This is a genomic window from Pukyongiella litopenaei, assembly GCF_003008555.2.
Taxonomy (GTDB): domain Bacteria; phylum Pseudomonadota; class Alphaproteobacteria; order Rhodobacterales; family Rhodobacteraceae; genus Pukyongiella; species Pukyongiella litopenaei.
This window is the reverse complement of sequence record NZ_CP027665.1, coordinates 1379526-1405093: the sequence shown is the minus strand read 5'-3', so window position 1 is coordinate 1405093 and position 25568 is coordinate 1379526. Positions and strand designations below refer to the sequence as shown.

At 65.8% G+C, this 25568-nt stretch carries 23 protein-coding genes, 3 pseudogenes and 1 other annotated feature; of the genes and pseudogenes, 13 read left to right on the top strand and 13 right to left on the bottom strand.

Translation table 11 applies throughout. From position 1 onward, the window contains the following. Positions 1-122: 122 nt before the first annotated feature. Positions 123-750 (top strand): annotated as a pseudogene (locus C6Y53_RS07125) (IS110 family RNA-guided transposase); the annotation flags it as partial. A gap of 53 nt (positions 751-803) precedes the next feature. On the opposite strand, the pseudogene C6Y53_RS07120 reads toward C6Y53_RS07125, so the two are convergent. Then, a pseudogene (locus tag C6Y53_RS07120) lies at positions 804-1364 on the bottom strand (IS256 family transposase); the annotation flags it as partial. Positions 1365-1418: 54 nt separating this feature from the next. Here C6Y53_RS07120 and C6Y53_RS07115 point away from each other — a divergent pair. Continuing rightward, positions 1419-2650 (top strand): IS3 family transposase gene (locus C6Y53_RS07115; protein WP_106470855.1). Its coding sequence is split into 2 segments (ribosomal slippage): positions 1419-1716 and positions 1716-2650, totalling 1233 coding nucleotides; the frame shifts between segments, so codons are not numbered across the junction. Then, positions 1709-1825 (top strand) — a sequence feature (AL1L pseudoknot). (Overlaps the previous gene by 117 nt.) A 514-nt stretch (positions 2651-3164) precedes the next feature. Here C6Y53_RS07115 and C6Y53_RS07110 read toward each other — a convergent pair. From C6Y53_RS07110 to dctP, 3 genes are read right to left on the bottom strand one after another with little or no spacing between them, the layout of a single operon-like run. Continuing rightward, positions 3165-4454 (bottom strand): TRAP transporter large permease, encoded by a 1290-nt coding sequence (locus C6Y53_RS07110; protein WP_106471810.1) that lies wholly within the window; start codon positions 4452-4454, stop codon positions 3165-3167. Next, on the bottom strand, positions 4454-4993 hold the full coding sequence (locus C6Y53_RS07105) for a TRAP transporter small permease (protein ID WP_106471809.1): 540 nt from the start codon (positions 4991-4993) through the stop codon (positions 4454-4456). Before C6Y53_RS07105 ends, C6Y53_RS07110 begins: the two co-directional genes overlap by 1 nt. A gap of 15 nt (positions 4994-5008) precedes the next feature. Continuing rightward, on the bottom strand, positions 5009-5935 hold the full coding sequence (gene dctP, locus C6Y53_RS07100) for a TRAP transporter substrate-binding protein DctP (protein ID WP_244614961.1): 927 nt from the start codon (positions 5933-5935) through the stop codon (positions 5009-5011). A 342-nt stretch (positions 5936-6277) separates the two neighbouring features. Here dctP and C6Y53_RS07095 point away from each other — a divergent pair, with 342 nt between their 5' ends. Beyond that, entirely contained in the window at positions 6278-6682 is a 405-nt protein-coding gene (locus tag C6Y53_RS07095; protein ID WP_106471807.1) for an OsmC family protein, read from the top strand. A 26-nt stretch (positions 6683-6708) separates the two neighbouring features. Here the strand turns inward: C6Y53_RS07095 and ypfJ are convergent, their stop codons facing one another. Then, positions 6709-7554 (bottom strand): KPN_02809 family neutral zinc metallopeptidase, encoded by an 846-nt coding sequence (ypfJ, locus tag C6Y53_RS07090; protein WP_106471806.1) that lies wholly within the window; start codon positions 7552-7554, stop codon positions 6709-6711. 140 nt (positions 7555-7694) lie between these two features. Here ypfJ and C6Y53_RS07085 point away from each other — a divergent pair. The 4 genes and pseudogenes from C6Y53_RS07085 (at position 7695) to C6Y53_RS07070 (ending at position 11543) form a co-directional block, all read left to right on the top strand. Further along, positions 7695-9484 (top strand): annotated as a pseudogene (locus C6Y53_RS07085) (DNA polymerase III subunit gamma/tau). Between the two features lie 53 nt (positions 9485-9537). Next, the gene (locus C6Y53_RS07080) at positions 9538-9882 is read left to right on the top strand and encodes a YbaB/EbfC family nucleoid-associated protein (protein WP_106473990.1); all 345 of its coding nucleotides are present in this window, start codon (positions 9538-9540) and stop codon (positions 9880-9882) included. Positions 9883-9961: 79 nt separating this feature from the next. Further along, complete coding sequence (gene recR, locus C6Y53_RS07075; RefSeq protein ID WP_106471805.1) at positions 9962-10555, top strand: recombination mediator RecR; 594 nt, start codon at positions 9962-9964, stop codon at positions 10553-10555. 181 nt (positions 10556-10736) lie between these two features. After that, a complete protein-coding gene (locus tag C6Y53_RS07070; protein WP_106471804.1) occupies positions 10737-11543 on the top strand; it encodes a mechanosensitive ion channel family protein in 807 nt (268 codons plus the stop codon). Between the two features lie 67 nt (positions 11544-11610). Here C6Y53_RS07070 and C6Y53_RS07065 read toward each other — a convergent pair whose 3' ends face one another. Then, positions 11611-13179 (bottom strand): 4-hydroxyphenylacetate 3-hydroxylase N-terminal domain-containing protein, encoded by a 1569-nt coding sequence (locus tag C6Y53_RS07065; RefSeq protein WP_106471803.1) that lies wholly within the window; start codon positions 13177-13179, stop codon positions 11611-11613. 174 nt (positions 13180-13353) lie between these two features. Between C6Y53_RS07065 and C6Y53_RS07060 the strand changes: the two genes are divergently transcribed. The 5 genes from C6Y53_RS07060 (at position 13354) to C6Y53_RS07040 (ending at position 17567) form a co-directional block, all read left to right on the top strand. Then, positions 13354-13920 (top strand): FAD synthetase, encoded by a 567-nt coding sequence (locus C6Y53_RS07060; RefSeq protein WP_106471802.1) that lies wholly within the window; start codon positions 13354-13356, stop codon positions 13918-13920. Beyond that, positions 13917-14438 carry a flavin reductase family protein gene (locus C6Y53_RS07055; protein ID WP_106471801.1) on the top strand — a complete coding sequence of 174 codons (522 nt, stop codon included), beginning with the start codon at positions 13917-13919 and terminating at the stop codon, positions 14436-14438. The genes C6Y53_RS07060 and C6Y53_RS07055 overlap by 4 nt, the downstream gene beginning before the upstream one ends. Before the next feature lie 38 nt (positions 14439-14476). After that, positions 14477-15346: a dioxygenase family protein gene (locus C6Y53_RS07050; protein WP_106471800.1), complete on the top strand. Its 870-nt coding sequence runs from the start codon at positions 14477-14479 to the stop codon at positions 15344-15346. A 67-nt stretch (positions 15347-15413) separates the two neighbouring features. Beyond that, on the top strand, positions 15414-16592 hold the full coding sequence (locus tag C6Y53_RS07045; protein WP_106471799.1) for a muconate/chloromuconate family cycloisomerase: 1179 nt from the start codon (positions 15414-15416) through the stop codon (positions 16590-16592). A gap of 51 nt (positions 16593-16643) precedes the next feature. Then, positions 16644-17567, top strand: coding sequence for a LysR substrate-binding domain-containing protein (locus tag C6Y53_RS07040; RefSeq protein WP_106471798.1), 924 nt, complete (start codon positions 16644-16646; stop codon positions 17565-17567). Here the strand turns inward: C6Y53_RS07040 and C6Y53_RS07035 are convergent. From C6Y53_RS07035 to pheS, 6 genes are all read right to left on the bottom strand, one after another. Continuing rightward, positions 17543-18391: a 3-oxoadipate:acetyl-CoA acetyltransferase gene (locus C6Y53_RS07035; protein WP_106471797.1), complete on the bottom strand. Its 849-nt coding sequence runs from the start codon at positions 18389-18391 to the stop codon at positions 17543-17545. The genes C6Y53_RS07040 and C6Y53_RS07035 overlap by 25 nt on opposite strands. After that, a complete protein-coding gene (locus C6Y53_RS07030; protein ID WP_106471796.1) occupies positions 18388-19245 on the bottom strand; it encodes an alpha/beta fold hydrolase in 858 nt (285 codons plus the stop codon). Before C6Y53_RS07030 ends, C6Y53_RS07035 begins: the two co-directional genes overlap by 4 nt. Continuing rightward, complete coding sequence (locus tag C6Y53_RS07025) at positions 19242-19616, bottom strand: hypothetical protein (protein WP_244614960.1); 375 nt, start codon at positions 19614-19616, stop codon at positions 19242-19244. Before C6Y53_RS07025 ends, C6Y53_RS07030 begins: the two co-directional genes overlap by 4 nt. A gap of 152 nt (positions 19617-19768) precedes the next feature. Next, positions 19769-22165: a phenylalanine--tRNA ligase subunit beta gene (pheT, locus tag C6Y53_RS07020; RefSeq protein WP_106471795.1), complete on the bottom strand. Its 2397-nt coding sequence runs from the start codon at positions 22163-22165 to the stop codon at positions 19769-19771. After that, on the bottom strand, positions 22162-22482 hold the full coding sequence (locus tag C6Y53_RS07015) for a DUF2513 domain-containing protein (protein WP_244614959.1): 321 nt from the start codon (positions 22480-22482) through the stop codon (positions 22162-22164). The genes pheT and C6Y53_RS07015 overlap by 4 nt, the downstream gene beginning before the upstream one ends. A 26-nt stretch (positions 22483-22508) precedes the next feature. Continuing rightward, a complete protein-coding gene (gene pheS, locus C6Y53_RS07010) occupies positions 22509-23582 on the bottom strand; it encodes a phenylalanine--tRNA ligase subunit alpha (protein ID WP_106471793.1) in 1074 nt (357 codons plus the stop codon). 142 nt (positions 23583-23724) lie between these two features. Between pheS and C6Y53_RS07005 the strand changes: the two genes are divergently transcribed. Beyond that, the gene (locus tag C6Y53_RS07005) at positions 23725-24864 is read left to right on the top strand and encodes a serine hydrolase domain-containing protein (protein WP_106471792.1); all 1140 of its coding nucleotides are present in this window, start codon (positions 23725-23727) and stop codon (positions 24862-24864) included. Between the two features lie 101 nt (positions 24865-24965). Here the strand turns inward: C6Y53_RS07005 and C6Y53_RS07000 are convergent, their stop codons facing one another. Then, positions 24966-25415, bottom strand: coding sequence for a GNAT family N-acetyltransferase (locus C6Y53_RS07000; protein ID WP_106471791.1), 450 nt, complete (start codon positions 25413-25415; stop codon positions 24966-24968). Between the last annotated feature and the right edge of the window lie 153 nt (positions 25416-25568).

Sequence of the window (25568 nt, the reverse complement as noted above, 5' to 3'; positions counted from 1 at the left end):
CAGTTGCCCGGTCGCCGATCATGTCCTTCCTTGAAAGGCATTGATGATGTGACCGCCCCGCCGGCATCTATGTGCCTATGCGGGTCTGCAACGATCAACAAAGGTGAGTGGTCATGTCGTAGATTATCACGGTCGGACCAGATCTGGCGAAGAATGTGTTTCAGGCTCATGGGGCGGATGTCTCCGGTCAGACGGTGCTGCGCAAGAAACTTCGACAGGATCAGGTGTTAGACTTTTTCGGCCGGCTTCTCTCCTGCGTTGTTGCGGTGGAAGCCTGCGGCGGTGCGCACTTCTGAGGCCGCTGGATCGGCAAGCTAGGCGATGAGGTGCGTCTGATCCCGCCTGCCTATGTAGAGCCGTTCGTCAAACGCCAAATGAACGATGCTGCGATACCAAGGCAATCTGCGAAGTGGTATCGCGCCCCACGATGCGCTACGTGCCGGTGAAAAGTAAAGAGATCCAAGGCTCTATGATGGTGTTCCGCATCCGGGAACTTCTAGTCAGGTAGCGAACGCAGGCGATCAATGCCCTGCGAGGCCATCCGGGGAGTTTGGGCGGATCGTGCCGCAGGGCGCGGGCAATGCCACGCGGCTGGTTGCGATCATCGAAGGTCCTGACAGTGACCTTCCAGCCGATGCTGTCACCACGGTGGAAGTGCTGGTCGCGACACTCCGACACCTCGAAACGGAGATCGTGAAGCTGGACACAGAGATCAGCAGACGGGTCAAGGAGAACGCGGTTGCACGGCGCCGGGAGTGTCCTGAAATCTGTGTATCTGGCCCGGCCCATGCGGTTTCAGATACTCAAGCGTCGAAACGCTCGCCGAACATTATGGCGAACTGGTTGCGGGCGGCGAACCATTCCCGGACATTTCGGCCATCCTTCTCGAACCTGCGAATTGCCAGGTAGATCAGCTTGGTCGCTGCCTCGTCGGTCGGGAAAGAGCCGCGCGTCTTGATTGATTTGCGGATCACGCGGTTCAGGCTTTCTATGGCATTCGTCGTGTAAATGATCTTCCGGATCGCCGGATCGAAGGCAAAGAACGGAATTACCTCCTGCCATGCCCGGCGCCAGGCCGGGGCGATGGACGCGTATTTCCCGGCCCACTTTTCTTCGAAGGCGTCGAGCTCAGCTTCAGCCAAATCGGCGGTCGGGGCGCTGTAAATCCGGCGCAGGTCGGCGGCCACGACCTTGCGGTCCTTCCAGGAGCAGAAGTTCAGAGAATGGCGCACCAGATGCACGATGCATGTCTGGACCATGGCGTCCGGGAAGGCCGCCGTGATCGCTTCGGGGAAGCCCTTGAGCCCGTCAACGACGGCGATCAAGATGTCCTGCACGCCCCGGTTCTTCAACTCGTCCATCACCGATTGAACCGCCCCGGGTTTCCGAGAGAGTAGAACTCTCAGAGGATGATCCTTATGGAATCGAAGAAGAAGCGCACGCCGGCATATACGGCCGAGTTCCGCGAGCGCGGCGTCCGGCTATTCCGCGAACGGCGGCCCGATTACACCAGTGACAACGCGGCGTATCGGGCGATCGCCCCGAAGCTTGGCTGCTCGCACGACACACTGCGCGCCTGGTGCATCCAGGCGGCACGCGATGCAGGCGAGCGCGACGGGCTGACCAGCGAGCAGAAGGCCCGCCTCAAGGCGCTGGAGCGCGAGGTGAAGGAACTGCGCACGGCCAACGAGATCCTGAAGAAGGCGTCGGCTTATTTTGCCCAGGCGGAGCTCGACCGCCTGTTCCGCAAATGATCGCCTTCATCGAGAAGCATCGCGGGGTCTTTGGGGTCGAGCCGATCTGCCGTGTCCTGCAGATTGCCCCAGCAACCTTCCATCGCCATGCCGCCATCGCGCGCAATCCCCAGCTTGCCTCGGACCGCACCAGGCAGGATGCTGTGGATATTGAGAAAATCAAGGCAGTCCACGGCAAGAGCCGGGGCCGTTATGGTGCCCGCAAGATCTGGCACCAGCTTCGGCGCGATGAGCACGACATCGCGCGTTGCACCGTGGAAAGGCTCATGCATCTTCATGGATTGCAAGGGGTTGTGCGGGGCCAGAAGAAGACAACCATCCCCGATCCAGCGCAGCCTTGCCCTGATGACAAGGTCAACCGGCAGTTCGTGGCTGCCATGCCCGATCAGCTCTGGGTGTCGGACTTCACCTATGTGTCGACATGGGCGGGGATGGTCTATGTGGCCTTCATCATCGATGTCTTCGCCCGCAAGATCGTGGGCTGGCGCGTCTCGACCTCGATGACGACAGGCTTCGTGCTGGATGCCCTGAACCAGGCCATCTGCCAGCGATGCCCAACAGGCGGCGGGTTGATCCATCACTCCGATCGCGGCAGCCAGTATCTGTCCATCCGCTACACCGAGCGCCTGGCCGATGCCGGTATCGACACTTCGGTGGGCAGCGTGGGCGACAGCTATGACAACGCGCTGGCCGAGAGCGTCATCGGCCTGTTCAAGACCGAGGTGATCAACTTCCTCGGCCCCTGGAAATCCATGGCTCAGGTCGAATGGGAGACCCTGCAATGGGTCAGCCGGTATAACAACGAGCGGCTACACAGCGCCATCGGGCACCGGCCGCCACAGGAAGTGGAGGATACATTCTACGAACAGATGAACACCCTTGAAAAAGCCGCGTAGGTCTTGAACAAAAAAGCCTCTCGGAAACCCGGGGCGGTTCAGTTACGTATCTCTTTCCCTCCGCCACCAACCATTCGCAAACCTGAGATGAGGTCCCTAACGGGGCCTTTTTTCTTTTTGTTTCAAAGTGGTTTAGCGGAGCCATCCGAATTTCGGAGACTGGCCGTTGACCCGAAATAGGTCTCCGAACGCCCCGCGCCTCTTTCCACCCGCCCTTCAACTAGATCGGGACGGATTTGAAACTGGATGTCTTTTCAGCCGCTTGGCGAGAACAAGCTGCGCCTCAGTTGCGGTAATTTTGACCGCTATCGGGGCGAACAGAGACATCCGACGGCGGCATGATTGTGCGGGCTCATGCGAAAGACCGCGATCCTCATCAGCGCGTCCAATTCCCGCGCCCCCCGCAGCCCCGAGCCATGTCGGGGCAAGGCCCTGCAATGCTGCCGGATGGGTCTCGAACTTCGAAACGCCTTGACCCGTCACCTTGGCAGCCCCCCATGACGACCGGCTGTCGTCAGAACAGCAGGTTGGGCAGGAACAGGGCGAGGGTCGGCATCATGCTCAGCAGGACGATCGCAAGGAGGTGGATCATCCAGTAGGGTATGGTGGCGATCGCCACGCGACCGAGGCTTACCTCGTTCTTCGTCAGCGCCGTCAGGACCGAGAGGTTGAGCCCGACCGGAGGGGTCACCTGGCCGATCTCGATGACGATGGTGATGACGACGCCGATCCAGATCGGATCGAACCCCAGCCCGGTCAGCAGCGGGAACACCACTGGCAGGGTCATGATCATCAGCGAAAGACCGTCAAAGAAACACCCCAGCAGGAGATAGATCAGCACGACGATCATGAGCACGGTATGCGCGCCCAGGCCGCTCGACGCGACGGTTTCGAGGATCTGCTGCGGCACGCCGAGAATGCTCACGGATTTTGCCAGGATCGTCGCGCCAAGCACCAGGAAGCCGACGGACGCGAAGAGAAGCGCGGAATGGTAGACGGCATCGAGCAGCTTGCGGAAGGTGAAATCACCCCAGATCGAGGTCAGCACGATGGCGAAGATCACGCCGAGACCGGCGGATTCCGTCGGCGTCGCGATCCCGCCCATGATGCTGCCGATCACGGCCGCGATGAGCGCGAGAATGGGCCAGATATGCCGGAAGCCGCGCATGATCTCGACCAGCGATCCCTGGCTTTCATCGCGGGGCGCCAGCGCTGGCTGGCGGGCGCAGCGGATCAGGATATAGGCCATGAAGAGGCTGCCGACCATCAGCCCGGGCACGATGCCGGCGGCAAAGAGCCGACCGATGGAGGTCTCGGTGAGCGCGCCGTAGATGAGGAATGACAGGCTCGGCGGGATCAGCAGGCCGAGCGTGCCGCCGCCGGCGAGGCTGCCGACCACCATGTCCTTGTCGTAACCGCGCCGGGTCATCTCGGGATAGGCGACCGACCCCACCGCCGCCGCGGTGGACAGGCTGGAGCCGCTGACCGCCCCGAACAGGGTGCAGACGGCGATGTTGGTATGCAGAAGCCCCCCCGGGACGCGGCGGAAAAGCGGCGAGAATGCGGTGTAGGCGCGTTCGCTGACCCCGCTTCGCAGCAGAATCTCGCCCAGCAGGATGAAGACCGGAACCGCGCTGAGGGTGAACGAGTTGAAGACATTCCAGATCGCGTCCACGGCCAGCGAAGTCGCGCCGTTGGAAAAGACATGCAGGATCACGAGGCCGGTCAGGCCCAGCGCGGCGCCCAGCGCCATTCCGGTGCTGGCGGTGGCCACGAGCCCGCCGATCAGCGTGGTCCAGAACATCAGCCGGCCGTCCCGCTTTCGCCGGTGAGGCCGGGCCGGGTTTCCTCGTCCATTTCAGGTAGAATTCCGAGCAGCCCGGCCAGCAGGATCGCCATGGTCAGCAGGACGGTCACCGGCATCACCGCCATCCACGGATAGAGTAGGAGCCGCGAGGTCTGTGTCTTCAGGTTGCGGTCATAGGCAAAGTCGAACCAGGGAATGATCTCGGACATCAGCCAGCCGAAAAAGACGAGGCTCAGCACCAGCCCCGTTATCCGAAGCGCCCGGAGCCAGATGCCGCCGGTCGCGTTCACCAGCAACGCCACCCGGACATGCCGGGCGCGCAGGGTGATCATGGGAAGGGCCAGCAACAGCGACACGCTCAGCAGCAGGCCGACGACTTCTTCGGTCACATGCAGCGGCGTGCCGAGTTTTCGCATCACGACGCTGGTCGAGATGATGAGAACGATGGCCGCGATCCCCAGAGACCCGGCAATGGCGCAGGCAAGGGCGAGCCCGCGCAGAACCTGCGCCAGGAGGTGTCCGGCGGATCGGGCCATCGAAGACCGGCCCGCCTAGCGCCCGAGCGCTTCGAGCACGCGTTCACGATAGCCGACGGCGTTCCCGCCCGCTTCCTCGGCCAGTTCCGCCCAGACCTCGGTCACCGCCGCCACGAACTGCGCGCGGTCGGCTTCGGGAAAATCCTCGCCCCAGGTTATGCCCTGTGCCGCGAGGTCCTTGCGTGCCTGCATCTCGCGTTCCAGGTCGTCGTCATACCGGTTGGTGCGGTCCCACAGGTCGTCCGCGGCCTTGGTCACCGCCGCCTTGAACGCGTCGTCCGCGGCTTCCCACCGGTCGGTGGCAACGCCCAGCACATAGGGGCCCGACGCCATCGGGTAGAGGAAGGAGGCGGTTTTCGATACTTCCTGCAACGAGATCGTGTGGGCATAGAGCGCCGGGTAGAGGGCGCAATCCACGACGCCGGTCTTCATCGCGACATAGAGTTCCTCTTGCGGTATGATCTGGGCAGAGACACCGAGCCGCGTAAAGGTCTCGACCTGGTCGCGGGCCCAGACACGCAGCTTCTTCGACTTCAGGTCTTCGAGCGTGTTGACCGGTTCCTCGCCGCAGAAGACCGAGACCATGAGCATCGGAATGGCGACATATCCCACCGACGACACGCCCCAGTCGGCGAATTCTTCCTGATAGATTTCCTGAACCACGGGGATCGCTTTCTCGAATTCCTCGATCGAGCCGATGGTGCCCTGGACCACGACCGAACTGAGCGCCGGCGCGTCGCGGCCGAGATAGTTCGCCCACATCAGGCTCATCTCGACGGCCCCTTTCGGCAGGAACCGCAGCGTGTCGGTGTTGGGCAGGCCCAGCGACCCGCCGCTGTAGAGCTTCAGTTCATGCGCCCCGCCCAGCGCGTCGTTGGCCTCTGCCACGAATTGTTCGAGCTCCGCCGATTCCGGGCGGGTTTCGGGAAGGAAGTTGTTCACGCGCCACTCATCGGCCCCTGCGGGCGACAGGGAGAGGGCAAACCCAGTGACAATACTACCAAACAGGCGTTTCATCGTTCATACCTCCTTGAAATTGTTCAGCCTTGTTGAAATTCCCGGTGTTTTTCCCCGGTTGTCCGTTCCCGTGCTGTTGTAGTGATCGCGGCCCCAAATCGGAAGCATAAAAAGGCAAACGCGTGCGTGCGCCATCGGGATGTCTCCGGCGCCGGGCGCGGGTGGCGCCTGTTCCATCGGGGCCCGTCCGGGCCATGGTCGATTGACGTTCGGGTGAATTCTGCGCAGCATCCGCGCGATGGCAGGTCCCGTTTCCGAGAGGCAAGAATGGCAATCAGGATCAAAGCGAAATCGTTTGGCCCGGTCCGGGTGCGGTCGGATGGCGGCGACACGTTGTTGTTCGGCCTGAACGGCGATGCCCTTGGCGCCACCCCGCCACAGGGAACACCGGTCGATCTGCTCCTGCTTTCGCTCGGCGCCTGTATCGCGAAATCTCTCGACATCGCGGCGGGTCAGGCGCAGGTGCAGCTCACGCCGTTCACCGTCGAGGTGACCGGCCAGAAGGCGACGGATCTTCCCAGCCGGCTTGGGTCGGTCGGCATCCGTGTCCTGGGGCAACTGACCGACGATGCCGGGCAGGCGGAGGATTTGCTGCGCAAGGCCAAGTCGATCTGCACGATCAGCAATTCGTTGACCTGCACGGTTGCCCTCGAACTGGACCGGGTCGGGTAGGTCGCTGTTGCCGGTTGGCGCGGGGCTCAGAGGGACTGGTCGGAAAACGTGTCGCAGGCTTCGATCCGGCCCGCGTCATAGCCGCGCCTGAACCAGCCGCTGCGCTGTTCGGACGTGCCATGCGTGAAGGTGTGCGGGCGGGGGATCTGGCCGGCCTGCCGCTGCAGCCGGTCGTCGCCGATCATCCGGGCCGCATTCAGGGCCTCGTCGATGTCGCCGGGGTCCAGCAGCCCGTCCACGGCCTGCGCCCAGACCCCGCTGAGACAGTCCGCCTGCAATTCCAGCCGCACGGTCAGCGCATTGGCCTGGCTGCGGGAGGACTGGCGGCGCAGGCCGTCCACCTGGCCGAGAATGCCCAGTTCGTTCTGCACATGATGCGCCACCTCATGCGCGATCACATAGGCGGCGGCGAAATCGCCGCTGGCGCCGAACTGGCGTGACAGCGTGGCAAAGAACTGCGTGTCCAGATAGGCCTTGTGATCCACCGGACAATAGAACGGCCCGGTGGCGCCCGACGCGCCGCCGCAGGGGCTTTGCGTGACACCGGAAAACAGCACCAGCACCGGCGGGGTGTAGGGTCGGTCGAGCTGCCGCGAAAACACCTGCCCCCAGACCTGTTCGGTCGTGGCCAGGACACGGGTCGAGAATTCGGCCGCTTGTTCCTCCTCGGGCGTCAGGTCGCGCGGCACCGCCGCCGTGGGGCCGCCCTGGGTCAGCAGGGGCGTCACGTCGATCCCGGTAAAATAGCCGATCGCCAGCACCGCCAGCAGCCCCAGGCCGCCGACCCGCACCGCGCCGCCCGCTCGCCCGCCACCGCCCGAGCGGCGGCGATCCTCGACATTGCGGCTGCCCCGTACTCCCCTCAGGCGCATGGCTTGGTTCTCCCGGACGGTCTCTGCCGCCGATCTTAGCGGCAATCGCGACCCCCGCCAATCCTGCCGCGCTTTCCGCAGTGGACGCGCCGCACCCGCGCCCTTACGCTGGTGCGGAACAGCGATTCAGACAGGCCGAGATGACCCAGACCGACGCGCCCGCCTACCAGGTGCTCGCCCGCAAATACCGCCCGGAAACCTTTGCCGACCTGGTCGGGCAGGATGCCATGGTGCGCACGCTGAAAAACGCGTTCGCCGCCGACCGGATCGCGCAGGCCTTCATCATGACCGGCATCCGCGGCACCGGCAAGACCACCACCGCGCGAATCATCGCCAAGGGGATGAACTGCATCGGTGCGGACGGAACCGGCGGGCCGACCACCGAACCCTGCGGGCAATGCGAACATTGCCGGGCGATCATGGAAGGCCGGCATGTCGACGTGATGGAGATGGACGCCGCCAGCCATACCGGCGTGCAGAACATCCGCGACGCGATCATCGATTCGGTGAGCTACCGCGCGGCGAGCGCGCGCTACAAGGTGTTCATCATCGACGAGGTCCACATGCTCTCGACCAGCGCCTTCAACGCGCTGCTCAAGACGCTCGAGGAACCGCCCGCGCATGTGAAGTTCATCTTCGCCACCACCGAGATCCGCAAGGTGCCGGTCACGGTGCTGTCGCGCTGCCAGCGTTTCGACCTGCGCCGGATCGAACCCGAGGACATGATCGGCCTGCTGCGCCGCATCGCCACCGCCGAAGCGGCGGAGATAGCCGAGGACGCGCTGGCCCTGATCACCCGCGCCGCCGAGGGCTCGGCCCGCGATGCCACGTCGCTGCTGGACCAGGCGATCAGCCACGGCGCGGGCGAAACCGGCGCCGACCAGGTGCGCGCGATGCTGGGGCTGGCGGACCGGGGCCGGGTGCTGGACCTGATCGACCTGATCCTGAAGGGCGACGCCGCGGGCGCGCTGACCGAACTGGGCGCGCAATATGCCGAAGGCGCCGACCCGCTGGCGGTGCTGCGGGACCTGGCCGAGGTCACCCACTGGGTCAGCGTGGTCAAGATCACGCCGGATGCCGCCGACGATCCCACCGTGTCGCCCGATGAACGCGCCCGTGGCCAGGCCATGGCCGACGCCCTGCCGATGCGGGTGCTGACCCGGATGTGGCAGATGCTGCTGAAGGCGCTGGAGGAAGTGGCCAGCGCGCCCAACGCGATGATGGCCGCGGAAATGGCGGTGATCCGGCTGACCCATGTGGCCGATCTGCCATCGCCCGAGGAACTGGTGCGCAAACTGAAGGACGCGCCGGTTCCCCCACCGCCACCACCGCCCGCTCCGGGCGGAGGAAGACCCGCGCAGGGCGCGGGCTCGCCTGCGGCGGGCGGGGGGGCGGGGCCTCGGCTATCGCTTCGGCCCCGCCGCGCGGCGGCAACGGCACTGCCACATCGGCGGCGCTGGCGCAGGATACGGCCGCCGCGCTGGACCGGTTCCCCAGCTTCGATCACGTCGTCGCGCTGATCCGGGCCAACCGCGATGTCAAACTGCTGGTCGAGGTCGAAACCGGGCTGCGGCTGGTGCGCTACCAACCGGGGCGGATCGAGTTCGCGCTGGCCCCCGGCGCGCCCGGCGACCTGGCCCAGCGGCTCGGCGCGCGGCTGCAGGGCTGGACCGGCAACCGCTGGGCAATCTCGGTCGTCTCGGAGGGCGGCGCCCCCACCATCGTGGAAACCCGCGAAGCCGAGGAAAACGCCCTGCGCGCCGAGGCCGAGACCCATCCGCTGGTAAGGGCCGTCCTGACCCGGTTCCCCAAGGCGCGCATCACCGCCATCCGCACCCATGACCAGATCGCGGCCCAGGCCGAAACGGACGCGCTGCCCGAGGTGCCCGATGAATGGGACCCGTTCGAGGATGGCGGCGGCCCCTTGTGACGCTGCCCGCCCGCGCGTATCAGGAACAGTGACGCAACAGCCGGGAGATGGACATGCTCAAGGGACTCGGGCAGCTTGGCGACATGACCAAGATGATGAAGGCCGCGCAGGAAATGCAGGCCAAGATGGAACAGCTGCAGGACGACATGCACAAGCTGATGGTCACCGGCGAATCCGGTGCCGGGCTGGTCAAGGCGAGCTGCACCTGCAAGGGCGAACTCAAGACGCTGGATATCGACCCGTCGATCTTCAACAGCGACGACAAGGAAGTGGTCGAGGACCTGATCCTCGCCGCGATCAAGGACGCCCAGACCAAGGCCGGCGACCGCGCCCGCGAGGAAATGGGCAAGCTGACCGAAGGCATGGGCCTGCCCAAGGACATGAAGCTCCCCTTCTGAGCTTCCTCTTGCCGGAAATATCCCGGGGTGCGCGAGGGGCTGGCCCCTCGCTCCCCACCGCCGACACAGGCCGAACCGCATGTCCTCAACCCGCGACATCGACACTCTGATCGACCTGCTGGCCCGCCTTCCGGGGCTGGGGCCGCGGTCGGCCCGGCGCGCGGTGCTGCACCTGATCCGTAAACGCGACCTGATGCTGACACCGCTGGCCGACGCGCTGCGGCTGGTTGCCGAAACCGCCCGCGAATGTGCCAGCTGCGGCAATGTCGGCACCACCGAAATCTGCGATATCTGCGCCTCGGAAAAACGCGCCAACGGCGAGCTGTGCGTGGTCGAGGACGTGGCGGATCTCTGGGCGATGGAACGCGCCGGCGTGTTCGGCGGCCGCTATCACGTTCTGGGCGGCACGCTGTCGGCGCTCGACGCGATACGCCCCGAAGACCTGCGCATCCCGCAACTGGTCGAACGGGTCGGGGCCGAATCCATCACCGAGGTGATCCTCGCCCTGAATGCCACCGTGGACGGCCAGACCACCGCCCATTACATCGCCGACCGGCTGGAGGGGCGGGTGCGGCTGACCTCGCTGGCGCAGGGGGTGCCGATCGGGGGGGAGCTCGACTATCTCGACGACGGCACCATCACCGCCGCTCTGCGCGCCCGCAAATCGCTCTGAGCTTGCGCCGAACGGCCCGATCCGGCGGTTTTTGCCGGATGACCGGCAATTTTCCCCCCGATCTGCCCGGTTTGCCCCTTGTCGCGGTGCGCCGGTTTCCGCGATGAGTAGGGCCGGGGCGGCGGCGTTTGGCATGTGCCGCGGCCCGTGGCCGGATGAACGATAGCAAGGGAACCTAGAGATGGACCAGATCATGGAGTATGCGGGCGGGCTTGGGCCGCTGCTCGTAAATGCGGCAAAGGCACTGGTGGTGCTGATCGTGGGGTGGTCCGTGGCGGGGATGCTGTCCGGGGCGGTGCGCCGCCGCGTCAATGCCCGGTCCGAGATCGACCCGACGCTGGGCAATTTCGTGGCATCGACGGTGCGCTGGGTGATCCTGCTTATGGTGCTGGTGGCGGTGCTGGGGATTTTCGGGATCGAGGCGACCAGCCTTGTCGCCATGCTCGGCGCGGCGACCCTGGCCATCGGCCTCGCGCTGCAGGGCACGCTGAGCGATCTCGCCGCCGGGTTCATGCTGATCCTGTTCCGGCCCTACAAGCTCGGCCAGTTCGTGGATATCGGCGGCACCGCCGGAACGGTGAAGGACCTCAACCTGTTCACCACCGAACTGGTGACGCCGGACAACGTGCAGATCATCGTCCCGAACGGGCAGGCCTGGGGGTCGATCATCAGCAACTACTCCCATCACGACACCCGTCGCGTCGACCTGGTGTTCGGGATCGACTATGGCGACGATGCCTCGCGGGCGATGCAGGTGATCCTGGACGCGGCCAATGCCGACAGCCGGGTGCTGAAGGATCCCGAACCCTGGGTTCGCGTGACCAATCTCGGCGACAGCTCGGTCGACCTGACCACGCGGGTCTGGTGCAACGCGGCGGATTACTGGGATCTCAAATTCGCGCTGACCAAGGAGGTGAAGGAAGCCTTTGACGGCGCGGGCATCTCGATCCCCTATCCGCATTCGGTCGAGATCAAGAAAGACGCCTGAGCGCGCTTGAGACGGACAAGGGGCCGGGTCACGACGACCCGGCCCCTTCCTTTTTTGCTGCCGCGGATCAGCCGACGTTCTGGATCATCCCGCGCCCGATCAGGTTGATGTCGTCGGGGTTGACCAGGTCGTTGCCGGTCCAGCCGGACAGGTCGTATTCGCCCATGCACTGCCCGACAAAGGCCTGCAGGTTGGCCAGGTCGCCGCTGGCATCGGCGTTGAGCAGGGTCTCGATGCGGATGTTCTCGTAATTGCCGGCATAGTTGCGTTCATAGAGTTCGTGGCGACCGCCGAACTCGGTGCCGATGGCATCCCAGAGCAGTTTCAGCAGCTTGACCCGGTCGATGGCGGCATAGCCGTTCGAGCCGCGCACGAAACGGTCGAGATAGGGGCGGATCGCCTCGCTTTCGAAATCCGCCGAGGATGACGGCAGGTAGATCAGCCCCGAGGCCACATGACGCTCGATCAGTTCCTTGATCCGGCCATAGGCCATCGGCGCGAACACCCGGTAGGCAAGGCCGACATTGGCGTTGGGCAGGTTGTAGCCGTCGGTGCCGTCCCACGGGACCGGCGATTTCACCATCGCGTCCGAAAGCCCGTGGAACAGGTTGCGCCAGGCCAGCACTTCGCCCACGGCGGTCTGCACGCCGCGGAAATCCTTGGACCCGGTCGCCTCGACCGCCATCGAGAACAGCCCGGCGATGAAGTCGAGCTTGACCGACAGCCGGGTCAGCCCGTGCAGGGTAAAGCGCGGCACGAAACCCGAGGCCGGGAAGAACGAGTTGATCTTGTCGGTGTCGCCATAGACGAAGATGTTTTCCCAGGGCACCAGCACCTTGTCGAACACCAGGATCGAATCGTTTTCGTCCAGACGCGAGGACAGCGGATAGTCGAACGGCGAACCGGTGGCGGCGGCGTTGAATTCATAGGACGACCGCGCGATCAGCTTTACCCCGTCCGCATCCATCGGCGCGTTGAAGATCAGCGCGAATTCCTTGTCCTTCACCGGGATGCCGTAATGGGCGATGAAATTGTAATGGGTCAGCGCCGAGCCGGTGGCGACCACCTTGGCGCCCGACACGATCAGGCCCTTGTCGGTTTCCTTGTCCACATGCATGAACACGTCGCGCACGTCTTCGATGGCGCGGTCGCGGTCGATCGGCGGGTTGACGATGGCGTGGTTCCAGTAATCCAGCCGGTTCTGGGTCTTGCGATACCAGTGCAGGGCATTTTCGGCATATTCGCCGTAAAAACCCGAATTGGCGCCCAGCGTGCCGAGAAAAGCCGCCTTGTAGTCCGGCGAACGGCCCATCCAGCCATAGGATACCTTCTGCAGCTCCTTCACCGCGTCGCGGCTCTTGATCAGGTCCTCGGATGTGCGCGAGCCCAGAAAGAACGGGTGGGTGATGTTGTCGGTGCCGTTGTCGGCCAGGACCCCGATGTCATTCTTCTTTTCGTGGAACGCGTCATACCAGCGTGCCACCATCCGCGCGGAATTGCGGAAGGCGGGGTGTTTGGTGACGTTCTTCACCCGCTCGCCGTAGATGTAGATCTCCCGGCTGTCCTGGATGCTCTCCAGGAATTCCGATCCGGTGAACACTTCGGTGCTGGCGCCTGCGACATTGTCTCTGGGCATGGTCTTTCTCCTCCTTGGGGTCAGCGGACGGTGGTGAAGTCCGTCCGGGGCAGGCCATAACTGCGCGGGAAACCGGCCATGCGGCTAGGTATCACCGGATACCGGCACGGGCATGGCCCGGATGCCGGGGCCACGGCTAAGGTTCGATCAACCGGCACACCGGAGGAGGCCGCCATGTTCGATCAGCCGAATTCCACGATCTGGCACCGTGACGTGCCCCGGCTCGATGCCAGCATCGTCACGCTGGGTGCGTTCGACGGGGTGCATTCAGGCCACCAGGCGCTGATTTCCGGCGCCGTGAGCCGGGCGCGGGCATCCGGCGTGCCGTCGGTCGTCTGCACCTTCGATCCGCCGCCCAAGGTGTTCTTCGGCCGCGCCGCGCAGCTCTGCCCGCTTGCCGAGAAACTGGCCCGGATCTCGGCGCTGGCCCCCGATCATGTGGTGGTGTTTTCCTTTGACGAAACGCTGCGGTCGATGACGCCCGCGGCCTTCATGGCGCGGCTGTCGCGCCTGTCCCCGCAGGAAATCCGCGTCGGCGGCGATTTCCGCTTTGGCGCGAAACAGGCGGGCGATGTCGACCTGCTCGCGACCCGGTTCCCGGTTCGGATCGAACCGCCGGTCTGCTGCACCGCCGGCGAGGTGGTGTCGTCGACCCGCATCCGCGGCTTGCTGGAGCAGGGCCGGCACGCCGCCGCCGAGGCGCTGCTGCGCCCCGGCCTGGGCGGGGGGCTTGCGGCATGAATACCATCGACCCCCGCCAGCTACGCGATGCCTGCGGCCTGTTCGGCACCGGCGTCAACGTGATCTCGACCCATCACAGCGACGGCGAACACGGCATGACCGCCAATGCCTTCATGTCGATCTCGCTCGACCCGCCGCTGATCTCGGTCTCGATCGGGGAAAGGGCGAAGATCCTGCCGCTGCTGCATCGCAGCGGACGTTTCGCGGTCAGCACGCTGGCCGAGGGCATGGAAGGCCTCGCCTGGCATTTCGCCGGTCGTCCCGACCCGGCGCTGCGCAATCCGTTTGCCGATCTCGGCGGCCTGCCGGTGATCCGCGGGGCGCTGGCGGCCTATGCCTGCGACGTGGTCAACGCGGTAGAGGCGGGCGACCACACGATATTCATCGGCGCGGTGCGGGCGCTGGAAACCGATCCCGGTGCCCGGCCGCTGATCTTCTACAAGGGGCGTTTCGGCGCCATCGCGGGTCAGGCGCCCGCTCCCGAACTCTGTGATCCGGTCGCCGAGGCGATCTGGTAACACCCATCCCAACAAGCTGACGCAAGTGGAGGAGAACCATGCGTAACATCACCATCGACAACATCACCGAGGCCGTCACCGGCGCGATGAAAAAGGACATCCCCGATCGCAACCGCGAAATCATGACCGCCGCGATCAAGCATTTCCATGCCTTCGCCAAGGAGGTGAACCTGACCCATGGCGAATGGCTCGAAGGCTGCGAATGGATGCGCCGCGCGGGCGAGATCTCGAACGATGCGCGCAACGAATTCATCCTGATCTGCGATATCCTCGGCGTCGAGGTCCTGGTCGACATGCTCGACAACAAGGTGACCGAGGGCGAAAGCGAATCCACCGTGCTCGGGCCGTTCTATCGCGAGAACCCGCCGGTGCTGCCCAAGGGCGCCAGCATCGTGCAGAAGGATTTCGACGGCCAGCAGACCGTGCGCGTTTCCGGCCGGGTGGTCGACACCGACGGCCAGCCGATTCCGGGCGTGCAGATCGATGTCTGGGAAGACGCGCCCAACGGGCTTTATGAACAGCAGGACCCGGACCAGCCGGAATACAACCTGCGCGGCCGTTTCCTGACCGAGGATGACGGTTCCTATGAATTCGTCGGCCTGCGTCCCGAACCCTATCCGATCCCCTATGACGGCGCGGCGGGCGAGTTGCTGAATTTCATGGGCCACCACCCGATGCGCCCCGGTCACATCCATTTCATGATCTCGCGCGACGGCTACAACCCGCTGATCAGCCAGATCTACGACAGCGAGACCGAGTATCTCGACAACGACTCGGTCTTTGCGGTCAAGGAAAGCCTGATCGGCGAGATGAAACCGGCCCCCGCGGGCGCGGATACCGACCTGGTGATGACCTTCGATTTCCGCCTCAAGGCAGAGGCGTCGGCCCAGTCCGTCGCCGCCGAATAGCCCAACTCTCCCTGACTGGTGCCGCCTCGGGCGGCACCTTTTTTCCCCTCCGGGACGGAGCCTTTCCATGACCCAGCCCGCCGTCGATCTGGCCCCCGATTTCGCGCGTCTCCGCGACCCGGACCGGGATACCGCGATCCGCGAGATCACCACCACGATCGTTGCCCTGCCCAGCATCCGCCGCCACCGGCTGTCCAACACCGAGATGAGCACCCGCGAATTCGTGCTGGTCCGGGTGCGGCTGGAAAACGGGGTCGAGGGCATCGGCGAGGCGGCGGTGCTGGGCGGTCCGCGCTGGGCCGAGGAATCGGTGGAATCGATCAAGGCGGTGATCGACCGTTACCTCGCCCCCGGCCTGATCGGCTGCCCGGCGGCGCAATGGGCCGGGATCGCGGCGCGGATGGGTCGCGCGGCGATCCGCAACAATGCCGCCAAGGGGGCGCTCGAAACCGCCATTCTCGACGCGCTGACCCGCACGCTCGAATTGCCATTGGCGGCGCTGTTCGGCGGTGCCTTGCGCGACCGCGTGCCGGTGCTCTGGGCGCTGGCCTCGGGCGATGCGGAACAGGAACTGGAAGAGGCGCGGGCCAAGCTCGACCGCCGGGAACACCGCGATTTCAAGATCAAGCTGGGCTTTGCCACGCCCGAAGAGGACATTGCCCGCCTGACCCGCCTGCGTGAAGGCCTGCCCGGCATGGCGCGGCTGATTGTCGATGCCAACCAGGGCTGGAGCGAGGCCGATTGCCGGCGCCACCTGCCCGCGCTGCGGGACCTGGGCGTGTCGCTGATCGAACAGCCGCTGCCGGGCGACGATTACGAGGGCATGGCGCGGGTGGCGGCGCAAAGCCCGATCCCGCTGATGGTGGACGAGGCCGCCTTTACCCATCGCGAGATCGCCCGCGCCGGCGCGATGGGATGCGGCAGCGTCTATTCGCTGAAACTGGTCAAGAGCGGCGGGCTGATGGCGCTGGCCGAGGCCGCGCGGGTGGCCGAGGCCGCGGGCATGGAGCTTTATGGCGGCTGCCTGCTCGAAGGTTCGATCGGGGCGGCGGCGCATCTGGCGGTTTTCGCCAGCCTGCCGCGCCTGCCCTGGGGCTGCGAACATTTCGGCCCGCGCATGCACCGGCGCGAGATCGTCCGCGATCCGCTGCTGATCGAGGATTTCCACCTGCACCTGCCCACCGGGCCGGGGCTGGGCGTCGAACTGGACGAGGACGCGCTGGCCGAGTTCGCCCGCAGCGACTGAACCATTGCCGCGCCGCGCCTTCTGCCCGATGATGGCCGCCGGGAGGGACATATGGATTTCAAGCGCCTGACCTATTTCGTCGCGGTGGCCGAGGAACTGCATTTCGGTCGCGCGGCGGTGCGGCTCGACATCGCGCAGCCGCCGCTGAGCCGCCAGATCGCCCATCTCGAGGCCGAACTCGGCGTGCAGCTGTTCGACCGCTCGCGCAGCCAGATCAAGCGCACCCAGGCCGGCGATGCCCTGCTGGAACGCGCGCGCGACATTCTCGAACGGGTCGACCGCACCGCGCGCGAGGTCCGGCGCATCGGCGAAGGTGCCGCCGGGCGGCTGCGCGTCGCCTTCATCGGCTCGGCCAGCCATGGGGTCCTGCCGGAACTGATCCGCACCTTTCGCGCCGAGTATCCGGATGTGGAACTGGCGCTGTCGGCGATGAACAACGCCCAGCTCAAGACCGCGCTGATCGAACGCCAGATCGACGTGGCCTTTGCCCGCCCGGCGCTGGACGATGACGAAATCCGCTGCGAGAAGATCCACCGGGAACCGCTGATCCTGGCGCTGCCGGCGGAATCCGAACTGGCCGGCCGCGACCGGCTGGTGCTGGCCGAGCTGAAGCGCGAAACCTTCGTGCTCTATCCCCGCCGGCCGCGGCCCAGCTTTGCCGACGGGATTCTCGACATCTGCAAGAAAGAGGGCTTCATCCCCGACTCAGAGGTTCTGGCGCAGGATTACCAGACCGCGATCGCGCTGGTTTCGGTGGGGGTTGGGGTTTCGGTGGTGCCGCAATCGGTGTCGCAATCGGCCCGCCACGGGGTCGTGTTCCGGCCCTATGACGGCTACAACCCCGGCACCGCGATTTCGCTGGCGGTGCGGCGCGACAATCAGAGCGTGCACACCAACCAATTCGTCACCATCGCGCAGCGCTTTGCGCGCAGGGTCCGGGCGGCGCAGGATCAGGCCGGGACCGCCGCGCCCTGACGCAGCCCGAGGATGCGCCGCGCCTCGGCCGGGCTGGCCACCTCGCGGCCATGTTTCGCGCAGATCTCGACCGTGCGCGTGACCAGCGCGGCATTGGATGGCGCCAGCCGGTCGCGGCTGAGGCGGATATTGTCCTCGAGCCCGGTGCGGGCATGGCCGCCGGCGGCAATCGCCCAGTCGTTCAGTTCGGCCTGGTGCCGCCCGATACCGGCCGCGCACCAGGGCGCATCCGGCCCGAACAGCCGATGCACGGTGCGTATATAGCAATCGAACACGGCGCGATCGGCGGGCATGGCGTTTTTCACCCCCATGACGAATTGCACATAGGGCAGATCGCGGATCTGGCCGCGCTGCCACATCGCATGGGCCTGCAGGATATGCGACAGGTCGAAGGCCTCGATCTCGGGCTTGATGTCATGGGCCAGCATCTCTGCCGCCAGCCAATCGACCAGGTCGGGCGGGTTTTCATAGACCCGTGTCGGAAAATTGTTCGACCCGACCGACAGTGATGCCATGTCGGGCCGCAGCGGCAGCATCGCGCCGCGCGCCTTGCCCGCGCCGGAACGTCCGCCGGTGGAAAACTGGATGATCATGCCGGGGCAATGGCGGTCCAGCCCCTCCTTGAGCCGGGCGAACCGGTCCGGGTCGGAACTGGGGCTGCCATCGTCGTTGCGCACATGCGCATGCACGATGCTGGCCCCGGCCTCGAACGCTGCATGGGTGCTTTCCACCTGTTCGGCGATGCTGACCGGCACCGCCGGGTTGTCGGATTTCTGCGGCAGGCTGCCGGTGATGGCGACGCAGACGATGCAAGGGGTGGTCACGCCGCCACCTCCTGGCCCGCGCGCATCCGCGCCAGCGCGTCGAGAAAGAAGGGCCGGAACCCCTCGGGGTGTTCGCTCATCGGGAAATGGCCCAGTTCGTCCATCACCGCGATCGTCGCGCCGGGGATCGCGTCGGCGGTGCGCTGGGCATCCTCGGGCGTGCAGGTCAGGTCATAGGCGCCGACCATGATATGCACCGGCGTTGCCTTGGTGTCGATTTGGCCCAGCCGCCCGATCAGGCTGTCGTCGCGGGTGTAGAAACCCAGATCGCCCCGGAACACGCCCGGCCCGCTGGCCATGAACATCCACTGCGTGTTCCAGCGTTCGGCCTCGGGCGCATGGGGCGAGATATTGGCCGAAACCAGCGCCGCGCCCATTTCGCCGCCATGGGCGTCGGGGCGGTGGAACCAGTCGATGTCATACCATGCAGGTTGGAAATCGGATGCCTCGATGGCGATGAAACCGGCAAAGCGGTCGCCATGCAGCGCCGCCAGCTGCAACGCGATCCGCCCGCCCATCGAGCAGCCCGCCAGCACCGGCCGGTCCAGCCCCAGCCCCTCGATCACCGCCAGCACCGTGGCGATATAGGTTTCGGTGGTCAGCAGGTATTCCTCGGTCTCGAAGCCCTCGGGCGGCAGCGACTTGCCGTGCCAGGGCATGTCAAAGGCAATGAGCCTGTTGCCGCCGGTGATCCCGGCATCGTTCATCAGGTGCCGCCATTGCCGGGTGTCGGCCCCGGCGGTGTGCATGCACAGAACCGGCCGGCCCTGGCCCGCTTCCTCAAAATAGATGCGCTGCGTGCGGCCTTCGATATCGACCGTCAGGTAGCGCCCGGTGATCGGTTCCACGCTCATACCCGTGTCCCCTTGCGTCCCAATGCCATGAATTCCTTGAAGAACCTCAGGTTCTTGACCAGCGCGAGGATGTCACCGTCGATCCGGGCGCGTTCGATCTTGACCAGCCCGAACAGGTCGTGGAACCCCGGTTCGGGGCGCGGTTCCCAGAACGCGCGCAGGGCTTCGGCATCGGTCCTGAGCGCAAAACGCCACGGGGTCTTGCGGCTGGGGCCGGGTTCAATCCGGGCCAGCTGGCCCCTGTCGAAATGCAGGTAATATTCCGCCTCGTCCACCTGCAGCAGCACGATGTCCGAGAACAGCCGGCCGAGCCGGACCAGATGCGGTGTGCGACCCAACGCCTGCTGCATGGTTTCGATTTTCTCGAGCACGTCATTCTCCGTGTTTCGGTTCGGACACATGGTCGGCTCCGAACCGTCGAAGAACAATGCCCGCTCCGGTATCGCGCGATACCGGACCGGCCTGTCATGCGGGATGACCCGGCGGCAGGTCGCCGCCGGACCTGCCGGCGATCGGCGGATGGTCAGCCGCGCAGGACGCCGCCCGTGGCCTTGGCGACCTTTTCGACGATCCGGGTGCCGACGGCTTCGATATCGGCGTCCTTCAGCGTCGTTTCGGTCGGCTGCAGCCGCACGGTGATGGCCAGCGATTTCTTGCCCTCGCCCAGGCTGCCGCCGATGAATTCGTCAAAGACGCGCACGGATTCGATCAGCGCCTTGTCGGCCCCGGCGGCGGCGTTCACCAGTGCCAGCGCCTCGACATCCGCGTCGACGACAAAGGCGAAATCGCGTTCGACCGCCTGCAGGTCGCGCAGTTCGAGCGCGCCGCGGGCGGCGCCCGACCGGCGGGGCAGCGGCACCTGGCCGGGCCAGATCGTAAACGCCATCGCCGGGCCTTTCACATCCATCTCGGCCAGCACCCTGGGGTGCAGTTCACCGAATACGCCCAGCACCTTTTTCGGCCCCAGGCAGATGCGGCCGTGCCTTCCCGGATGCCACCAGTCGCGGGCCCCGCGCAGGATCTGCACCCTGGCCGGAGCCCCGATCGCGGCCAGCACCGCCTCGGCATCGGCCTTGACGTCATAGACATCGACCGGGCGCGACGCGCCATGCACGTCCTTGGGGCCGGTGCGGCCGACCAGCAGCCCGCTGATCAGCAGGTGCTGTTCGCCGGGTTCGCCGCCATGAAAGGCCGGGCCGGATTCGAACAGCGCCAGGTCCATGTAGCCGCGCGCCTGGTTGCGCGCCGCCGCCCGCAGCAGGCCGGGCAGCAGCGCCGGGCGCAGGTGGCTCATTTCCGAACTGATCGGGTTTTCCAGCATGGTGGCGTCATCGCCGCCGCCGAACAGCGCCGCGGCCTGCCGGTCGATGAAGGAATAGGTGACGCATTCGTTGTAGCCCAGCGCCGCGCAGGTCCGCCGCGCCGCCTGGCTGCGCCGCTGCTGCGGGGTCATCACCGGGCGCGGCACGCCGTCGCCGAGGCGCGCCAGCGGCCGCCCCTCCAGCCGGGTGAGCGAGGCGATGCGCGCGACCTCTTCGACCAGGTCGGCCGGGCCCTGCACATCAGGGCGCCAGGGCGGCACATGCGCCATGTCGCCCTCCAGCCGGAACCCCAGCCGGGTCAGGGTCTGGCGCTGATCCGCCGCGGGAATGTCCATGCCGACGAGGCTCTGCACCCGTTTCGTGTCCAGCGCATAGGCGCGGGAATGATCCGGCACCGCGCCGGCCACCACCACATCGGACGGTTCGCCGCCGCAGATATCGAGGATCATCCGCGTGGCCAGTTCCAGCCCGGTCAGGGTGAACGCGGGGTCCACCCCCCGTTCGAACCGGTACCGCGCGTCCGAATTGATCTTCAGCGACCGGCCGGTCAGCGCGATCTGGACATGGTTCCAATAGGCGCTTTCCACGAACACGTCGACGGTGTCGCCGGTCACGCCGGTTTCCTCGCCGCCCATGATCCCGGCGATACTCTCGGGGCCGTTGTCGTCGGAAATCACCATCATGCCCGGTTGCAGGACATAATCCCGTTCATCGAGCGCGGTCAGGCTCTCGCCGCCGCTGGCGCGATGGACGCGCAGGCCACCCGCCACCTTGGCCATGTCGAACACATGCAGCGGGCGGTTGCGGTCATAGGTGAAGAAATTGGTGATATCGACCAGCGCCGAGATCGGCCGCAGCCCGATCGCGCGCAGCCGGTCCTGCAGCCATTGCGGGCTGGGGCCGTTCCGGACGCCCCGGATCACGCGCCCGGCAAAGAGCGGGCAGCCATCGGCGGTGTCGTCGTCGATGCTCACCGCGACCGGGCAGGGGAAATCGCCGGGGACCGGGTCGCCATCGCGCTGTTTCAGCGTGCCGAGCCCGCGCGCGGCGAGGTCGCGGGCGATGCCCTGCACCCCCAGCGCATCGGGGCGGTTCGGTGTGATCGCGATCTCGATCACCGGGTCCACCTTGGCCGGGTCGTTTTCGGCCAGCCAGTCGATGAACCGGTCGCCGACCTTGCCCGAGGGCAGTTCGATGATGCCATCATGTTCTTCCGACAGTTCCATCTCGCGTTCGCTGGCCATCATGCCGTGGCTCTCGATGCCGCGGATCTTGCCGACCTGGATGGTGGTGTCGATGCCGGGCACATAGGTGCCGGGTTTCGCGACCACCACGGTGATCCCCTCGCGCGCATTGGGGGCGCCGCAGATGATCTGTTTCTCGCCCTCGTCGGTCTCGACCCTGCACACCCGCAGCCGGTCGGCATCGGGGTGTTTCTCGGCGTGTTTCACATAGCCGAGCGTGAAATCGGCCAGCCGCGCGGCGGGGTCGGTGATGTCCTCGACCTCGAGCCCGAGATCGGTCAGCGCCTCGGCGATCTCGTCCACCGAGGCGTCGGTGTCGAGATGGTCTTTCAGCCAGGAGAGGGTGAATTTCATAGTTGAATCCCCAGTCTATTGTTGGCCTCTTGCTTTACATATGCGACCGCCAAGTCCTTCATCATTCCCAGCGTCAAGCCGCCGACCTTCGCCGCACCGTTTTTCGTCCGTTGCCAAACGGTGTCGCTTCGGATTGCTGCAAGGTAGTCGTGCCCGGTATTCGTGAGCCGGTAAGCGTCGTTGTTTACCGGGGCAACCAGACCGGCATCACACATCAAATGAATGTGGCCAAGCCGGTTGCGATCGATGGCGTCCATTGAAAGGGTTTTGACAAAGAGAAGGCTCCAATCCTCCTGCTGCTCGAATTCGAACAGCAAGCTTCTTATCAGGTCGTCGTCACGCCTCACCGGCTCAACCCCCCATGCAAGGTCGGCACATCCAAACTCGCAAAACCGTAATTCCGCAGCCAGCGCAGGTCTGAATCGAAAAACGCGCGCAGGTCGGGGATGCCGTATTTCAGCATCGCCAGCCGGTCGATGCCCATGCCGAATGCAAAGCCCTGCCATTGCTCGGGGTCGATGCCGCCGGCGCGCAGCACGTTGGGATGCACCATGCCCGAGCCCAGCACCTCCATCCAGTCGTCGCCTTCGCCGATCCGCAATTGCCCGTCGACCCAGGAACACTGGATATCGACCTCGGCCGAGGGTTCGGTGAAGGGGAAATGGCTGGCGCGGAACCGGGTCTTGATGCCGTCGATCTCGAAAAACGCGGCAAAGAATTCCTCGAGCACCCATTTCAGGTTGGCCATGGAAATGTCGCGGTCGATGGCCAGGCCTTCGACCTGGTGGAACATCGGCGTGTGGGTCTGGTCGTAGTCGGCGCGATAGACGCCGCCGGGGCAGATGATGCGGATGGGCGCGCCCTGCGCCTCCATCGACCGGATCTGCACCGGGCTGGTATGGGTGCGCAGCACATGGGGCGGGCGGTTGTCGCCCTCGGCGCGCGCCATGTAGAACGTGTCCATTTCCGCCCGCGCCGGGTGGTGGCCGGGGATGTTCAGCGCGTCGAAATTGTAATGGTCGGTTTCCACCCGCGGCCCTTCGGCGACCGAAAAGCCCAGTTCGGCAAAGATCGCGGTCAGTTCCTCGGTTACCTGGCCCACCGGGTGCAGCGTGCCCTGGCGACGGTCGCGGGCGGGCAGGGTCACGTCCAGCCATTCGCCGCGCAGCCGTTCGTTCAGCGCCGCATCGGCCAGCGCCGCCTTGCGCGCGGACAGGGCCGAGTTGAGTTCGTTCTTCAGCGCGTTCAGCGCGGGGCCGGCCACCTGGCGTTCGTCGGGCGTCATCCGGCCCAGTTCGCGCATCTTCAGCGACACCTCGCCCTTCTTGCCCACGGCGGCGACGCGGATCGCCTCGAGCGCGTCCTCGTCCGCCGCGTCGGCGATCTGGCTCAGGTATCTGGCTTTCAGATCGTCCATGACAATCCTCCGAAATGGGCCCCGGTTGGTCCGTGACCTGCTAGCCGCCCCGCCGGGCGATTGCAAGCAGGCGGGCAGGGGCGTGGACGCGGGGCGGGGCCGCCGATAGGGTGGCGCCGTATCGTTGAGACGGGAGGAAACGATGGCGACATTACAGGCGGTTCTGGACGACGCCGTGGCGGCAGGCAAGGTGCCCTTTGCCGTGGGCATGGTCGGCAATGCCGGCGGCATTACCTTCAGCGGCGCGGCGGGCGAGGCGGCGCCGGGCCGCGCGGCGGGCGAGGATACCGCGTTCCGCATCTTCTCGATGACCAAGGCGATCGGCTCGGTGGCGGCGATGATCCTGCTGGACCGGGGCAAGCTGGACATGGAAACCCCGGTCGGCGACGTGCTGCCCGAGTGGAACGACCTGCAGGTGCTCGACGGCTGGGACGGCGACACCCCGGTGATGCGGCCGCCGAAAACCGTCGCCACCGTGCGCAACCTCGCCACCCATACCAGCGGGATCGAATACGAATTCTGGAACCCGGACGTGCCGCGCTATCTCGGCGCGGCCGGGGTGGCGACGGTGCTGAGCGGCAGGCTGGCATCCTTGAACTATCCGCTGACCTTCGATCCGGGCACCCGCTGGGGCTATGGCCTGTCGATCGACTGGCTGGGCCGCGTGGTCGAGGCGGTGGACGGGCGCCGCATCGATGCCTTCTGCCAGCAGGAGATCTTCGACCCGCTGGGCATGGGCGATACCGCCTTTGAGCCGGACGCGCTGACCGACCGGCTGGCGCAGGTGTCGATGCGGGGCGAGGACGGCGCGTTCGTGCCCTTCGAACTCGCGCCGCCGCCGAAACCGGAAGTCTACGGCATGGGGCACGCGCTCTATTCCACCGCGCCGGATTACATGCGGTTCCTGCGGATGGTCCTGAACAAAGGGCAACTGGATGGCGAACGGGTGCTGAGCGAACCGGCCGTGGCCGAGATGCTGGCCGACCAGATGCATGGGCTGACCTTTCAGAACATGTACACGGTGGCGCCGGCGGTCAGCGCGGATGTGGAACTTCCGCCCGGCACCACCCACAGCTTTGCCTTCGTGCGCAGCGAGGCCGACCAGCCCGGCAAACGCCGCGCCGGGTCGCAGGGCTGGGCCGGGGTCTGCAACACGCATTACTGGTTCGACCCGGCCAGCGACGTGGCCGCGGTGATCATGACCCAGTCGCTGCCCTTCGTCGAACCGCCGATGCAAGAGACCTACGACGCCTTTGAGCGCGCGGTGTATGCCGGGCTCTGACCGGGAAACGACGCCGCGCCCGGGTCGCAAGTGACCGGGCTGACCGGCAAAATCGGCGGCGGCCTGCGGGCCGCCGCCGGTCGTTGGCCCGAGGCTGGCCGCTAGCGCGAGAGGCGCAGCCTCACCAGTTCGAAGGGCAGGCCGTTGTCATCGGTTCCGCGCCGCGACATCTCGGTGAAGCCGAGGCCGCGATAGAAACCGATGGCACCGGTATTGGCGGCATAGGCCTCGAGTTCCAGCCCGTCCCGGTCCGACAGCGCATGGCGCACCAGCCCGCGCCCGATGCCCCGGCCGTGCAGGGCCGGGGCCACGAACAGCCCGCCGATGAAATTGTCGAGCAGCCCGATGAACCCCAGCGGCTGGCCGGCGGCATCCACCGCGACATGGGTTTCGGCCTGTTCCAGATAGATGTCGCCGACGAGGCGCTGCTGGTCATCCAGTTGCGCGGCGGTGAAAAACGGGTGCGCGATCTCCGAGGCGCTCCGCCAGATCTCCAGCAGGCGCGGCCGGTCCTCCGGCCGGTAGGGCCGGATGCGATAGGTGTTGGTCATGTGATTATCCTGTCAGTAAGGCGCATATGCGCAGCAAGTTTGGTTCGGCCACCCGGCCGTCGGACCCGTCTCGCGGGTGACCCCAGAGCTTCTGCGCATAGATCTCCTTGTCCTGACAACTGGCCGATACCCGATCGGGCCGCGCGTGACAAC